Source organism: Nocardia sp. NBC_00508, assembly GCF_036346875.1.
In the GTDB taxonomy this organism is placed as follows: Bacteria; Actinomycetota; Actinomycetes; order Mycobacteriales; family Mycobacteriaceae; genus Nocardia.
In genome coordinates this window covers 2938808-2951824 of the sequence record NZ_CP107852.1, presented here as the reverse complement: position 1 = coordinate 2951824, position 13017 = coordinate 2938808, and the positions used below count along the sequence as shown (strand labels likewise).

Here is a 13017-nt window from a genome sequence, read left to right as displayed (position 1 = left end):
CCGATCACCGTGCGGTCGTGGCCGGAAAGTCACGATCGATCCCCGTCGCCAAATCGTCGCACGTGACGCACACCATATCGTTTCTGCCGGTCAAATAGGTGCGAGCTCCGGAATCTCCTACGGCTTCCTGACAAACCGCGTTCCAATGCTTGTGTGCGATAACAACGGGGTGTCCCGGTGTGTTGTAGAACACAGCACGTGCGAGGCCGCTCGGTGCGGCCAGCGCGGCGTCGACGACTCGGGCGACTACGTCGGCGCCGACATCGGGGGTGTCCACCGGCATGATCACGGCGTAGCGCGCGGGTGTGCGGGCCGCGGCGATCAGACCGGCGCGCAGTGCGGCGCTGAGCCCGGTGGCCCAGTCGGCGGCCCAGACGTGGTGCACGCCCGGCGGTAGATCGACGATCTCCGGCGTCGGGCCGGTCGCGCCGAGGACGACGATCACCGGATCGCAGCCGCCGTCGCGCAGTGCGGCGACCGTCGCGCGCAGCCACGCGCCGCCCTCGGCGAGCACTTTGGGACGCCCATAGCGCGTCCCCGCGCCGGCGGCGAGAACGACACCCGCGCAGGCTGCGACAGCCGGGCGATCATGGTCAGCCATGGCTATGACGGTAATACCGGGCGGTCTGCGCCGCACGGCGTGAAACCGGTGCTCAGGCCGCGTGCACGCAGGCGACACGCCGAAGGTGATGTCGCCCGTTCCGGTGGCGGCCCGCGGGGTCGTATTCGATGCTGGTCGGATGACGGAGCAGCGGACTGGACTCGCGACCTTCGACGCGCTGCCCGACGAGGCGGCGTACCAGGCGGTGCTCGGTTGCTGTTCGTCGCCGGGCTTCGCGCGGTTGCTGGTCGCGGGCCGTCCGTACCCGAGCGTCGAGGCGCTGCTCGACGCCGCCGACGCGACACTGACGGGATTGCCTGACTCAGAGCTCGAGCTGGCGCTCGCGGGGCACCCCCGGATCGGGGAGCGGCCGCGTTCGGCGACATCGGCGCGAGAGCAGGCCGGAGTGGCGGGCGCGGGCGACGCGGTCCGCGCTGCGCTCGACGAAGGCAATCGCGCCTACGAGGCGCGGTTCGGGCACATCTACCTGGTGTGCGCGAGCGGCAAGTCGGCCGAGGAGCTGCTCGCGCTGCTCACCGCCCGGCTGCGCAATGATCCCGAGACCGAAAGGCGAGTGATGCGAACAGAACTGATGAAGATCAACCGCATCCGGCTGCGCGCGCTGCTGGCGGAGCGGTCATGAGCGAGCGAAGGATCAGCACAGCCACGTTCGTGGTCATGACGGAGCCGAGCGCCAGCGAGGCGCAGTTATGAGCACGCTGAGCACCCATGTATTGGACGCGGTACGCGGCGCACCCGCCGCGGGCGTCGCCGTGACGCTGTATCAGCAGGGGCGGCAGCTCGATTCGGGCGAAACCGACGCGGATGGCCGGATCGGGACGTTGGGCGAAGCACTCGAACCCGGAACATATCGGCTGGTGTTCGACACCGGAGCCTATTTCGCGCGCCGTGCGGTCGAAACCTTCTATCCGGAGGTCGCAGTCGCGTTCGTCGTCACCGAGGAGCGGCACTACCACGTCCCGTTGTTGTTGTCGCCCTTCGCCTTTTCCACCTACCGAGGGAGCTGAGCCGAGCATGGAACTGAGCGGGCCGATCGTGCTGGCGGACCACCGATACGGCAAGGCGGAGAATCGGATCGTCCGGATCTACCGGCAGAGCACGCGGCACGAGATCCGTGACGTGAACGTCTCCACGGTGCTGCGTGGCGATTTCGCCGACGCGTACGTCGCGGGGGACCAGGCGAAGGTACTGCCCACCGACACACAGAAGCAGACCGCCTACGCCTTCGCGAAACAGCCGGGACTGCGCACGATCGAGGACTACGCACTGGCGCTGGCCGAGCACTTCGTGGCCGATATCGCGCCGGTGGCCAGCGCGCGCGTCGAGGTCGACGAATACGCCTGGCAGCGGGTATCGGTCGGTGGCGTCGAGCACGACCACACCTGGGTGCGCCAGGGACCCGAGGTGCGCACGGCGGCGGTCACCGTGGCCGGTAAAGGCGCAGATCGGCGGGTCTGGGTCGTGGGCGGGGTCAAGGACCTGACCATCCTGAAGTCGACCGGGTCGGAGTTCGCGGGTTTCCTGACCGACGACTTCACCGTGCTCGCGCCGACCGACGACCGGATGCTGGCCACCTCGCTGATCGCCGAGTGGCGCTTCGCCGATACCGACGGCGACTGGGACGAGGTCTACGCCGGAGTGCGGGAGCGGTTGGTGGAGACGTTCGCGACGCTGCACTCGAAAGCGCTTCAGCAGACGCTGTTCGAGATGGGCAAAGCCGCGCTGGCGGCGTATCCGGTGCTGGCCGAGATCCGGCTCGCCGCGCCGAACAAGCACCACTTCGACTACGACCTGGCTCGTTTCGGCATCGAGAACCGCGGCGAGGTCTACCACGCCGACGACCGCCCTTACGGCTTGATCCACGCCACCGTGGCGCGTACCGACGCGCCGGAAGCGGGACTCGCGTGGACCAGGTGACCGTCATCGCGGGCTGCGCCATCGCTACCGTCGACGAGCGGCGCACCGAGTACTCGCGCGGTTACGTCGTCGTGCGCGGCAACCGGATCGACGCGGTCGGCGAGGGCGACGCGCCCGAGGTCGACGCGGGCGCACGGCGCATCGATGGCCGTGGCTGCCTGCTGACCCCCGGTCTGGTGAACACCCACCACCACCTCTACCAGTGGATCACCCGTGGCTTGGCCACGGACCAGACGTTGTTCGAGTGGCTCACCACGCTCTACCCGATCTGGGCGGGCATCGATGAGGACGCGGTGCTCGTCGCGGCCACGGGGGCGCTCGCCGAACTCGCGCGCACCGGGTGCACCACCACGACCGATCACCACTACCTGTTCCCGCGCGACGGCGGTGACCTGCTCGGGGCCGAGATCGCCGCGGCGGCCGAGGTGGGCCTGCGGTTCCATCCCTGCCGCGGCTCGATGGATCTGGGGGCGAGCGCGGGCGGTTTGCCGCCCGACCACGTTGTGGAGAGCTTGGACGAAATCCTCGCCGCGAGCCAGGCGGCCGTCGAGCGCTGGCACGACCCGTCGTTCGACTCGATGGTCCGGATCGCGCTGGCGCCCTGCTCCCCGTTCTCGGTCACGCCGGACCTGCTGCGGGAGTCCGCGGCGCTGGCTCGCGCCACCGGGGTCCGGTTGCACACCCACCTCGCGGAGACCGTCGACGAACAGGACTACTGCGCACAGGCTTTCGGGTGCACGCCCGCCCAGTACATGGAGCGGCTCGGCTGGCTCGGCCCGGATGTCTGGTACGCGCACGCCGTCCATCTCGACGACCACACGATCGAGACCATGGCGAGAACCGGCACGGGCGTGGCGCATTGCCCCACCTCGAACGCGCGGCTCGGCGCCGGTGTCGCCCGCGTCGCCGACCTGGTGCGCGCGGGTGTCCCGGTGGGGCTCGGCGTCGACGGTGCGGCGAGCAACGAGTCCGGCTCGATGATCGAGGAGCCGAGGCACGCGCTGCTGTGGGCCCGCAATCTGGGCGGCCCCCGCGCGATGACGGTGCGCACCGCGCTGGAACTCGCCACCATCGGCGGCGCACGCGTGCTGGGCCGGGCCGCCGAACTCGGCTCGGTCGAGGTGGGCAAACTGGCGGATCTGGCGCTGTGGCGCCTGGACACGGCCGCGCACGCGGGGATCGAGGATCCGGTGACCGCGCTCGTCCTCGGCTCACCGCCGCCTGTGGCGGCGCTGCTGGTGAACGGACGCGAGGTGGTCCGCGACGGCGAGGTCCGCACGGTCGCCGCAGACGTGGTCGCCGCCGAGGTGGCGCGGGCCCAGGCGGCGTTGCTCGCGAAGGCGGGATGAGCGGCCCCGCGCATCATGGTGCGGACGTAGCGCTTGAACGTGCTGGCGATGCGCGAGACCGCGTTGGGAGGAGGTGCGGCGGACGCAGCATTCGCCGTTGGTGAAAGACAACCGCGGACCGCCCCGCGACCAGCTAGGGCCAGGTGGCGCCGGAACGGGCGCAGGCGGCATTTCGCGGAAACGGAGTGAGCGGGGCCGGGCGAGGCCTGGCGCAGGCGTCGCGCTATGAGCTTGCTGGCGCCGCGCGAGGCCGCGTCGGGTGCGGCGGCGCGGTGGACGCCGCCTTCGGCAGCGGTCGAAGGCAACCGCGGACCGGGAAAGTCGGGCCACCCTCGATCGTGCGCCGGACCGGATCGTAGTGCCGGTCGGTCGAGCGTGCGGGCACGCAATCGCGGCTGTGAGCGAGGTGTCGTGCCTGGTCAGGCCGGACGCGGGATACTGAAGCAGGGTCGGCTCGGACGACCCGCAGAGGCGGTCGGGGCTCTGGATCGCGGACGGTGCGCCTGCGCAGCGCTCGGCCGGGGTGGGTTCCGGCGGCGGGCGGTCGTCGCGTGGCGAGGTAACGCCCGCGCAATCTGACGGACGTCGCGCGCAATGCGGCGGCAACCGACTGGCTCTACCGTGGCGGTGCGGCAGGGAACGAGGTGAGACGTGGACCTGGACACGATCCGCGAGGTGGTGATCGCCCGCGAGCGAGCGGACTTCGCGCTGCTCGGCGCGTCGACCGCGGTGCTCGCCGGCGGCACCTTCCTGTTCTCCGAACCGCAGGATCAGCTGGTGCGGCTGGTCGACATCACGACCATGGGCTGGCCCCCGTTCGAGGTGGTGGACGACGGACTGGAGATCGCCGCGACCTGCACCCTGGCCGAGTTCGCGGGTGCGGCGCAGGGGCGTGAACTGGGCGCGTCGGTCTTGCGCGACCTGTGGCCCGGGACGGCGCTGTTCGCGCGGTCCTGCCGAGCGCTGCTGGCCTCACACAAGATCTGGCGCACCGCTACCGTCGGGGGCAACGTCTGCCTCGCGCTGCCCGCGGGTGCGGTGCTCGGTGCGCTGGTCGCGCTCGACGGCTTGGCGCTGGTGTGGGCGGCGGACGGCGTCGATCGAGGTATCCCGTTGCGGGACTTCGTCCTCGGTCCCGGACGCACCGCCCTGCGGTCCGGCGAGGTGTTGCGCTCGATCTACCTGCCGCGGTCGAGTCTGCTGGCGCACACCAGCTTTCGGAAGATCGCGCTCGCCCCGCTCGGCCGGTCCGGCGCGGTGGTGCTGGGGCGGCGGGATCCGGACGGCCGCAGCGCGGTCACCATCACTGCGGCCACGACCAGGCCGGTCGTCCTGGACTTCGCCGCACCGCCGAGCGACCCCGAGCTGCGGGACGCTCTCGGCGCGATCGATCCCATGCTCTGGTTCGACGACCCGCACGGGTCGCCGGAGTGGCGGCGGCACGTCGCCGGGCTGCTCGCCCGCGAGGTCGCCGGGGAATTGCGGGAGCGCGCATCATGACGCGGTTCGAGGTCGGCGGCGGACCCGTCGAGTTCGAGGCGCGGCCGGGGCAGCGCGTGCGCACGGCGTTGCGCGAGAGCGGCCATCGCGAGGTCGCCGGAGAACCTTGGGAGCCGGTACTCACGATGCGGTTCGAGGTGCTCGGCAGGCCTGTCGAGTTCGAGGTGCGGCCGGGGCGCCTGCGCACGTGCCCGCGCGTGAGTGACCGTCGCGAGGTCGCCGAGGGGCTGCGAGAGGGGGCTTTGTGATGCGGTTCGAGGTGGACGGCAGGTCCGTCGAGTTCGAGGTGCGGCCGGGTCAGTGCCTGCGCACGGCCCTGCGCGAGAGTGGCCACCTGGCCGTGAAGAAGGGCTGTGACGCGGGCGATTGCGGGGCCTGCTCGGTATTGGTCGACGGAATGCCGGTGCACTCCTGCGTGTTTCCCGCCTATCGTGCTGCGGGATGTTCCGTCACGACGGCCGCCGGGCTCGGGACGGCGGAGCACCCACACCCGGTGCAGCGCCGGTTCCTCGACAACGCCGGATTCCAATGTGGTTTCTGCACCGCGGGCATGGTCGTCACCGCAGCGGGACTCGGTTGCGGCGCGCAGGGAGCGCTCGGCGCACGCGAGAGCGAACTCGCCGAGTTGATGAAGGGAAACCTGTGCCGCTGCACGGGCTACCGTGCGATTCGGGCGGCATTGGGCGAGCCGCTCACCCCGGATGACCCCGCCGCCATCGCGCCGGACCAGACCGTGACGACGGCGGCCGGAGGCGCGGGCACGGGAGTCGGCGCCCTCGCCGGACCACGCATCGTCGCAGGCAGCGAGCCCTTCACCCTCGATCTGCCGTCTGCCGCCATGCAGCGCGAGTTCGCCGCCGATATCTTCGCGGCGGACCGGTCACGAACGGGCGACGCGGCCGACGCGCCCCCGACCGCCCCATTGCATATCGCGGTGCTGCGGAGCCCGTACCCGCACGCGCGCATCCGATCGATCCGCACCGCGGCCGCCGAGGCGCTGCCTGGCGTGCACGCGGTGCTCACCTATGCCGACGCGCCGGACGTGCCGTTCTCCACCGCACGACACGAGCTGCGGTTGGACGATCCCGACGACACGTACGTGCTGGACCGGACCGTCCGATTCGTCGGGCAGCGGGTGGCCGCCGTGGTGGCCGAGAGTGTCGCGACCGCTCGCGCGGCGGTCGGTCTGCTGCACGTCGACTACGAGATCCTGCCCGCAGTTTTTGACCCGCAGGAGGCGCTGCGAGCCGATGCGCCGAAATTGCATGGGGACAAGCCGGACTCGGCCCGGATCGCCGATCCCGGCCGCAACCTGGTCGCCGAAGTGCATGGCGAGGTGGGCGACCCGGCGGCGGGATTGGTGGCCGCGGCCCACGTAGTGCGTGGTGTGTGGCATTCCCCGCGTGGGCAGCACGTGCACCTGGAGACGCACGGCGGAGTCGGATGGCTGGACGACGCGGGCAGGCTGGTCATCCGCTGCAGTACCCAGGTGCCGTTCCTGGTGCGCGACGAACTGTCCCGGGTTTTCGGGCTGCCGCCGACCCGGGTACGGGTGTTCGCGACCAGGGTGGGCGGCGGATTCGGTGCGAAACAGGAGATGCTGGCCGAGGACCTGATCGCGCTGGCCGTCCTGCGAACCGGCAGGCCGGTGCAGTACGAGTTCACCCGCTCCGACGAGTTCACCGCCGCGACCTGCCGACACCCGATGCGGGTCGCCGTGACGGCGGGCGCCGACGCGAACGGCGTGCTGACAGCGCTGGCTGTCGAGGTGCTGGCAGACACCGGGGCGTACGGCAACCACAGCGGCGGCGTGATGTACCACGGTGTCGGTGAGTCGGTGGAGCTCTACCGCTGCGCCAACAAACGCGTCGACGCGCAAGCGGTGTACACCAACAACGTTCCCTCCGGAGCGTTCCGCGGCTACGGCCTCGGGCAGGTGATCTTCGCGGTGGAGTCGGCGCTGGACGATCTCGCGCATGCGCTCGGCATGGACCCGTTCGAATTCCGGCGCCGCAATGTCGTGGTGCCCGGCGATCCGTTCGTCGGAGCCGCAGTGCACGAGGACGACCTGATGTTCGGCAGCTATGGCCTGGACCAGTGCCTCGACCTCGCCGAGCGGGCACTGCTGCGGGGCAATGACGTGCACGCGCCCGGCCCGGAGTGGCGCGTCGGCACCGGGATGGCAGCCTCGATGATCGCGACCATCCCGCCGCGCGGCCACCGGTCGACAGCGACAGCCTCGCTGCTGCCGGACGGACGCTACGAGATCCGGGTCGGCACAGCGGAATTCGGCAATGGGACCACGACGGTGCACGCGCAGCTCGCGGCCACCGCGCTGGACACCGACGTCTCCCGCATCGTGATCCGGCATGCCGACACCGATCTGGTGGAGTTCGACACCGGCGCTTTCGGATCCACCGGCATCGTGGTCGCCGGCAAGGCCGTCTACGCGGCCGCGGGCGCGTTGCGCGGGCGGCTGCTGGCCAGGGCGGCCGAGCTGTCGGGCGTTCCGGAGCACGACTGCGTGCTGACCTCCGGCGGTGTGCGCTGCGGCGACCAGCTACTCGGCGCGGCCGCACTGCTGGCCCACGGTGATCTCACCGCGGGCGCAGAGCACTCGGGCAGTCCCAGGTCGGTGAGCTTCAACGTGCACGCCTTCCGTGTGGCCGTGCATCCCGACACCGGCTCGGTCCGCATCCTCCAGTCGATCCAGGCCGCCGACGCGGGCACGGTGCTCAACCCGGTGCAGTGCCGCGGGCAGGTGGAAGGCGGTGTCGCGCAGGCGATCGGCACGGCGCTGTACGAGGACATGCGCAGCGATCACGGCGTGGTGCTCACGCAGACCTTGCGGCACTATCACGTGCCGCAGTTCGCCGACGTGCCGCGCACCGAGGTGTACTTCGCCGAGACGGCCGACGCACTCGGGCCGCTCGGCGCCAAATCGATGAGCGAGTCGCCGTACAACCCGGTCGCGCCCGCGCTGGCCAACGCGATTCGCGACGCGATCGGCGTTCGTCTCGACCGATTGCCGATGACCGCGGACCACGTCTGGGCCGCGCTGCGGAAGGAGGAGTCGCGATGACCAAGGTGCCCGAGCACGTCCGCGCGAGGATCGAGGGGATGCTCGATACGGTCGACGCCGAGCTGCGCCGTCGGTATCCGGGGTCGAACGGCAGAACACAGCCGATCCACACGGTGTACGTCCCCGCCGATCGCGTCACGGAGGAGACTCCGTCCGAGTGGGGCGCGACCGCGGTCGAGCTGCTCGACCGCCATCACGACCTGCTGGCCACCCTCGACGAGACCGGGTCGCTGCCCGATGTCCGCAAGCGGCTCGAAGCGGACCCGGTCCAGGACCTTCGCATCGACTTCGAGGATGGCTACGGCCTGCGCGCTGACGCCGAAGAGGACCGCGCGGCCTCGGCGGCGGGGGCCGTGCTCGCGGCTTGGGCGCGGCGCTCCGGTGGCGCGCCGGTCGGAGAGTCCGAGGTTGCGGCAGGCGCGGGCGTCGGCGAACCCGGCGAGTTCCCCTCGGGGCGCCAGCAGCACTTCGACCATGCGCAGCAGAGGGTTGTCGATGCGCGGGCGCAGCGCCCCCGCCCGCTGAGCAGCGGTATCCGGATGAAGGGTTTGGCGAGCAGTGAGCGTCGCCGTGCCCTGCGCACCCTCGACATGGTCCTGGAGGGCGCGGGCGGAGTGCCGGAGGGATTCGTTTTCACTGTCCCGAAAATCCGTGCGGCACAGCAGATTTCGGCGTTGGTGCAGCTCTGTGTCGGGTTGGAGCGCGGCTACGGCATCGCGGAGGGCAGCCTGCGCTTCGAACTGCAGATCGAGAGCCCGCAGGCGATCCTCGCCGCGGACGGCACCGCTCCGGTGGCCACCATGCTGACGCTGTCCGAAGGGCGATGCAGCGCATTGCATTTCGGCACCTACGACTACACCGCGGCATGTGGCGTCGCCGCGCCGGACCAGGCGCTGGACCACCCGGTTGCCGACTACGCGAAGGCGGTCATGCAGGTTGCCGCCGCGCAGACCGGGGCATGGGTGTGCGACGGCTCCACCCAGATCGTGCCCGACGCCGACCCGGCGGCCGCGCTGCGCAACCATCACCGCTTGGTCGCCCGCGCCCTGCGACGGGGGTACTACCAGGGCTGGGACATGCATCCCGGCCACCTGGTCACGCGCTGGCTGGCCACCTACGACTTCTTCCGCCGAGCTATCGACGTGGCGGTACCGCGCCTGCGGGACTATCTGGCCCGGCGCGGCGGCGGCGTCATGGACGAGCCCGCCACCGCGGAAGCGCTGGCCGCCACGGTACTGCGCGGGATCCGCTGTGGCGCCCGGCCCGACGCGGGCGTTCCGGAACTGCCCGAGGCGGTATTGCGCGCACTCGTGGCCCGCGCGCCGATTCCGGCGGAGGCGACGTGACCGGCCCTCCGAACGGTGCGGTGCCGAACGAAGAGTTCGTACTGCTGCCGGATCTGGCGGTCCGCCCACTCGGCGGCTCGGTGATCTGGGCCGATGACGAATTCTTCGCGGAGAAGGAGAATTTGATCAATTCCGGTCCCGCCGAGTACCGGCCGTCCACCTTCGGGCACAAGGGCCAGATCTACGACGGCTGGGAGACCCGCAGGCACCGCGGGCAGCCCGGCGAGGATTCCGCGATCGTGCGGCTGGGTGTGCCCGGTGTGATCCGCGGGATCGTGGTCGACACCGCATGGTTCAAGGGCAACTACCCGCCCGCTGTCTCGGTGTCGGCGCTGGAGATCGAGGACTATCCGGCCGCGGAAACCATTGCCGCGCGTGATGATTGGGTGGTGCTGGTCGACCGCTCCCCGATCGCGGGCGACACCCGCAACCTGTTCACCGTCGAGAACGAGAAGCGCTGGACGCATGTGAAGCTGACCATGCACCCCGACGGCGGTGTGGCCAGACTGCGGGTGCACGGCGAGGGAAGGCCCGATCCGCGACTGCTCGGCCTCGGGCCGCTGGACCTGGCCGCGCTGGAGAACGGCGCGCTGGTGCTGGACTGCTCCAACCGCTTCTACAGTTCGCCCAACCATTTGCTCTATCCCGGCCTGGCCAGGTCCATGGGTGACGGCTGGGAGACCGCTCGCCGCAGGGACGAGGGCAACGACTGGGTGCGCATCCGCCTGGCCGGGCCGGGATCGATCCGCCTCGCCGAGCTGGACACCTCCTACTTCCTGGGCAACAGCCCGGGCGCGGCCCGGCTCACCGGCCGCACCACCGACGGCACCGAACTGGAGTTGTTGCCGCGAATCCCGCTGCAGCCCGACACCAGACACCGGTTCCCGATCGCACTGATGGCCGCGTCGGTGGAGGAGGTCCGCCTGGACATCTATCCCGACGGCGGGCTGGCACGGTTGCGGCTGTACGGAGAGCTCGGCGCATGAGCGGTCAGGCCCGGAGGAACGTGACCACGGAGGGCTCCGTTCCTGCGAGAAGGGACACCGCATGAGTATTCGGGACTTCGTCGGTTACGGTCCGAACCCGCCGGACCCGCAATGGCCGGGCGAAGCGCGGATCGCGGTCCAGTTCGTGCTCAACTACGAGGAGGGCGGCGAGAACAACGTCCTCGACGGTGACGAACATTCCGAGACGTTCTTATCGGAAATGACACCCGCGGAAGCGTTCCCGAACCGGCACATGAGCATGGAATCGCTCTACGAATACGGCGCCCGCGCCGGACTGTGGCGGGTGCTGCGCGTCTTCGAACGCCGCGGACTTCCACTGACCGTCTTCGCCGTCGCCCGCGCCATGCAGCGCAACCCGGAGGCAGTGGCCGCCTTTCGCGAACTCGGCCACGAGATCGCCTGCCATGGCTTGCGCTGGAAGTCCTATCAGCTGACCGACCGCGACACCGAACGCGCGCACATGGCCGAGGCCGTGCGCATCCTGACCGAACTGACCGGCGCCGCACCCCTGGGCTGGTACACCGGCCGCGATTCGCCGCACACCAGGGAGCTGGTGGTGGAGCACGGCGGTTTCGTCTACGACGCCGACTCCTACGCCGACGACCTCCCGTACTGGGTGCGGGTGCACGACCGCGACCACCTCGTGGTGCCCTACACCCTGGACACCAACGACATGCGCTTCGCCTCCCCCGCGGGCTTCCCGACGGGCGAGCAGTTCTTCGCACATGTACGCGACGCCTTCGACGTGCTCTACCGGGAAGGCGCGGAAGGCAGTCCGAAGATGCTGTCGATCGGGCTGCACTGCCGACTGATCGGACGTCCCGCCCGCACCGCCGCGCTGGAGCGGTTACTCGACCACGTGCAGTCGTACGACCAGGTGTGGATCACCAGGCGCATCGATATCGCCGAACATTGGCGCACGGCGCACCCGGCGGGCTGGCCGGCCTGATTCTGCTGGATTTCGCCAGTCCGCACTATCGGCTGGGGGCGCGAACAGGCAGGCGTCTGGTTCCGGCGAGCACTTCGGCGGCGAGATCTTCATAGCCTTTCGCCAGATCGTTGAGCTGGGTATGGATGTCGTGGAAGGCCAACTCCAGTCCGTCGATCAGCATGGCGAATGCGAGTGCCGTGAGCTGGGCAATTCGGTCGATGATCTGGCCAAGTGTCTCGGTGTGCAAGGGTGCCTCCGGAGACGGCGCCGGTGTGGTCGAGGCGACCAGGTGGTCGATGGCGGCTGACCACCGCAGCCGCGCGCGATCGATCTGCCATGCTTCGCCGTCCGGTCGGCTCATCCGGATCTCGTGCAGCTCAGCCAGTTCAACGGCCGCCGCCAGGATCGGGCTATCGGTGGTCGGCGGCCAACCACGGCACGCCGCCAATAGCGCCTCCCGGTCCGGAAGCGTGCCTTGAGCTGGTCGGGGGGTCACCAGTCCTCTCCTGCCGGTGCCGGCAGCCGCCGTACCCCGTCGGTCACTTGCGCGATCAGATCGTTGTATCCATCGACTAGTTCGGCCAGCCGGTGCCATGCGGCATGCACCCGAGGGTCCGCTGCTGTCTGGCTGGACATCAGTACGGTGGTGGCGCGCGATTGGGCGTCGGCGATGCGGTCGATCACCGACCCGAGCGTCTCGGTGTGCAATGCGACACCGTGGCGATGTTGCGGCACGTTCCGCTCGGTCCACACGTCGATCGCGTGCACAAGATCCTCACGAGCACAGCACTTTTCGCCGCAGATTCCAGCGCTGCCGGTGAGTCGTGGCGTGCGATGCAGCTCGGCGAGCCGGCGCGCCCACCGCGCCAGCGGGTGGTCGCCCGCGTAATCCCCGCGCATGGCGCACAGCAGCTCCTTTGCCGACAACAGCGGGCCCGCGCCAAGTGCGGCCGTATCCTCCGCCAGCAGACTGCGGTCGCGGCACCGCGGCGCCGCAGGCAGTTTGTCCATCACTCTCACCGCTCAACTCCGAAATCCGAGTCGGCAGGACGATCAGCCGCACCAGCTGTGCCGTGCGTCGCGTCCATCCTCAGCTGCCGTCGATTCGATCGGATGCACCGGAATTCAGCGCCGCGGCGTTGCAGCGGTCCGCTTCCGCCGGTACCCGCGCAAGGCGGCCGGCGCCGTGGTCCTCGTGGCACATCGGTACGCCATCGGGCAGTTCCAGACACGGTATTTCGACCTCTGATCCGGTGACATCTG

The 13017-nt window shown here is 70.1% G+C and carries 13 protein-coding genes; 10 read left to right on the top strand and 3 right to left on the bottom strand.

Going from position 1 to position 13017, the window contains the following annotated elements; genetic code table 11:
* Nucleotides 1-4: 4 nt before the first annotated feature.
* Nucleotides 5-601, bottom strand: a complete 597-nt coding sequence (locus OHA40_RS13085) for a nucleotidyltransferase family protein (protein ID WP_330233309.1) — start codon at nucleotides 599-601, stop codon at nucleotides 5-7.
* 139 nt (nucleotides 602-740) lie between these two features.
* Between OHA40_RS13085 and uraD the strand changes: the two genes are divergently transcribed.
* The 10 genes from uraD to puuE all read left to right on the top strand — a co-directional run bounded on the left by uraD (nucleotide 741) and on the right by puuE (nucleotide 11772).
* Nucleotides 741-1244 carry a 2-oxo-4-hydroxy-4-carboxy-5-ureidoimidazoline decarboxylase gene (gene uraD, locus OHA40_RS13080; RefSeq protein WP_330233308.1) on the top strand — a complete coding sequence of 168 codons (504 nt, stop codon included), beginning with the start codon at nucleotides 741-743 and terminating at the stop codon, nucleotides 1242-1244.
* Between the two features lie 67 nt (nucleotides 1245-1311).
* A complete protein-coding gene (uraH, locus tag OHA40_RS13075) occupies nucleotides 1312-1629 on the top strand; it encodes a hydroxyisourate hydrolase (RefSeq protein WP_330233307.1) in 318 nt (105 codons plus the stop codon).
* Between the two features lie 7 nt (nucleotides 1630-1636).
* Nucleotides 1637-2539: a factor-independent urate hydroxylase gene (pucL, locus tag OHA40_RS13070; RefSeq protein ID WP_330233306.1), complete on the top strand. Its 903-nt coding sequence runs from the start codon at nucleotides 1637-1639 to the stop codon at nucleotides 2537-2539.
* Complete coding sequence (locus OHA40_RS13065) at nucleotides 2527-3888, top strand: 8-oxoguanine deaminase (RefSeq protein WP_330233305.1); 1362 nt, start codon at nucleotides 2527-2529, stop codon at nucleotides 3886-3888. Before pucL ends, OHA40_RS13065 begins: the two co-directional genes overlap by 13 nt.
* A gap of 651 nt (nucleotides 3889-4539) precedes the next feature.
* Complete coding sequence (locus tag OHA40_RS13060) at nucleotides 4540-5388, top strand: FAD binding domain-containing protein (protein ID WP_330233304.1); 849 nt, start codon at nucleotides 4540-4542, stop codon at nucleotides 5386-5388.
* Nucleotides 5385-5636 carry a hypothetical protein gene (locus tag OHA40_RS13055; protein WP_330233303.1) on the top strand — a complete coding sequence of 84 codons (252 nt, stop codon included), beginning with the start codon at nucleotides 5385-5387 and terminating at the stop codon, nucleotides 5634-5636. The genes OHA40_RS13060 and OHA40_RS13055 overlap by 4 nt, the downstream gene beginning before the upstream one ends.
* A complete protein-coding gene (locus OHA40_RS13050; RefSeq protein WP_330233302.1) occupies nucleotides 5636-8470 on the top strand; it encodes a molybdopterin-dependent oxidoreductase in 2835 nt (944 codons plus the stop codon). The genes OHA40_RS13055 and OHA40_RS13050 overlap by 1 nt, the downstream gene beginning before the upstream one ends.
* 38 nt (nucleotides 8471-8508) lie before the next feature.
* A complete protein-coding gene (locus OHA40_RS13045) occupies nucleotides 8509-9816 on the top strand; it encodes a DUF6986 family protein (protein WP_442944042.1) in 1308 nt (435 codons plus the stop codon).
* A complete protein-coding gene (gene alc, locus OHA40_RS13040) occupies nucleotides 9813-10802 on the top strand; it encodes an allantoicase (protein ID WP_330233300.1) in 990 nt (329 codons plus the stop codon). The genes OHA40_RS13045 and alc overlap by 4 nt, the downstream gene beginning before the upstream one ends.
* A 61-nt stretch (nucleotides 10803-10863) precedes the next feature.
* On the top strand, nucleotides 10864-11772 hold the full coding sequence (gene puuE, locus OHA40_RS13035; protein ID WP_330233299.1) for an allantoinase PuuE: 909 nt from the start codon (nucleotides 10864-10866) through the stop codon (nucleotides 11770-11772).
* A gap of 25 nt (nucleotides 11773-11797) precedes the next feature.
* Here the strand turns inward: puuE and OHA40_RS13030 are convergent, their stop codons facing one another.
* The gene (locus OHA40_RS13030; protein ID WP_330233298.1) at nucleotides 11798-12250 is read right to left on the bottom strand and encodes a DUF4254 domain-containing protein; all 453 of its coding nucleotides are present in this window, start codon (nucleotides 12248-12250) and stop codon (nucleotides 11798-11800) included.
* Complete coding sequence (locus OHA40_RS13025; RefSeq protein WP_330233297.1) at nucleotides 12247-12765, bottom strand: DUF4254 domain-containing protein; 519 nt, start codon at nucleotides 12763-12765, stop codon at nucleotides 12247-12249. The genes OHA40_RS13030 and OHA40_RS13025 overlap by 4 nt, the downstream gene beginning before the upstream one ends.
* Nucleotides 12766-13017 lie beyond the last annotated feature (252 nt).

Excerpts from the sequence above, each read along its gene's own strand:
- OHA40_RS13085 (WP_330233309.1), bottom strand. The coding sequence starts at position 601 with ATGGCTGACCATGATCGCCCGGCTGTCGCAGCCTGCGCGGGTGTCGTT.
- uraD (WP_330233308.1), top strand. The coding sequence starts at position 741 with ATGACGGAGCAGCGGACTGGACTCGCGACCTTCGACGCGCTGCCCGAC.
- uraH (WP_330233307.1), top strand. The coding sequence starts at position 1,312 with ATGAGCACGCTGAGCACCCATGTATTGGACGCGGTACGCGGCGCACCC.
- pucL (WP_330233306.1), top strand. The coding sequence starts at position 1,637 with ATGGAACTGAGCGGGCCGATCGTGCTGGCGGACCACCGATACGGCAAG.
- OHA40_RS13055 (WP_330233303.1), top strand. The coding sequence starts at position 5,385 with ATGACGCGGTTCGAGGTCGGCGGCGGACCCGTCGAGTTCGAGGCGCGG.
- OHA40_RS13050 (WP_330233302.1), top strand. The coding sequence starts at position 5,636 with ATGCGGTTCGAGGTGGACGGCAGGTCCGTCGAGTTCGAGGTGCGGCCG.
- OHA40_RS13045 (WP_442944042.1), top strand. The coding sequence starts at position 8,509 with ATGCTCGATACGGTCGACGCCGAGCTGCGCCGTCGGTATCCGGGGTCG.
- puuE (WP_330233299.1), top strand. The coding sequence starts at position 10,864 with ATGAGTATTCGGGACTTCGTCGGTTACGGTCCGAACCCGCCGGACCCG.
- OHA40_RS13025 (WP_330233297.1), bottom strand. The coding sequence starts at position 12,765 with ATGGACAAACTGCCTGCGGCGCCGCGGTGCCGCGACCGCAGTCTGCTG.